Genomic DNA, 852 nt, shown 5'->3' with positions numbered 1-852 from the left:
TATAAATCAATATAAAAACAGCACTTTTGATTTACAAAATTTTGAATCGCGCATAGAGAATATAATAAATAGCCCCGATCCATTAATATCAAACGATAAGTTTCTCAATATTTATAAAGACTTTTATTTATCATTGTCTAAATTTTCTAACCTATTTTATTCTAATCGCCAATCCTATGTTGATGATGGTATAAGTCCAAATCAAGTAGAGAGCTTCTTAAATGACTTGTATCGAATTCATCTTTTATTAGATAAATATTCATTTAATAAAGATATTGAGCCACTTTCAAAAATAAACTTTACCGAATTAACGAACGCTTTCCAGTTATTTGAAGAAATAAAATCTACTCAAATTAAAGACGAAACCGTCAGTAAACAAGTCAATGATTTATCTAGTTGGTCTATCGCAAAAGCTCTAAGTGAAACCTTGGACAATTTAAAATTTGAATAGCATTACCTAAGTAGGTCGTCCAATTTTTTTGTATATGGACGACCTACTTATTTGCGTTTAATTCTCCTTTAATATGTATGTAGCAACACAAATTTAATGCTTATATAGCAAAGGAGAGATTAATTATGACTCATAACATCTTCAAGCAATATCCATATTGGGTAAATTCAACTGGATGGTATGAACTTATTCGAGCAAAAAACAAAAACGACGAAGATAAGGTAGTTCGTTTATCTAGTCCAATCATCATTGAAAACAAATTTCTTGATCCCTCTACTGGGATTGAGAAATTGACTATCACGGATGGCAAAAATATTAAACGTATTGAAACGTCAGATATTCTAACGACACAAAAATTACCTAGACTGGTTCTGTATAGCTTCAGCATCAATGAAAAGTAC

At 30.0% G+C, this 852-nt stretch carries 2 protein-coding genes; both read left to right on the top strand.

The genetic code is table 11. The features are described from left to right. Positions 1-451: DUF6038 family protein (locus JVU85_RS13875; protein WP_239441241.1), on the top strand; the 451-nt coding region annotated here is incomplete at its 5' end. A 125-nt stretch (positions 452-576) separates the two neighbouring features. Further along, positions 577-852: DUF927 domain-containing protein (locus tag JVU85_RS13870; protein WP_204170671.1), on the top strand; the 276-nt coding region annotated here is incomplete at its 3' end.

The sequence above is a fragment of the Staphylococcus sp. GDY8P72P genome, assembly GCF_016890655.1.
Classification (GTDB): Bacteria; Bacillota; Bacilli; order Staphylococcales; family Staphylococcaceae; genus Staphylococcus; species Staphylococcus arlettae.
Note: the sequence above shows the minus strand (reverse complement) of the source record. Positions and strands in the feature narration are given on the sequence as shown.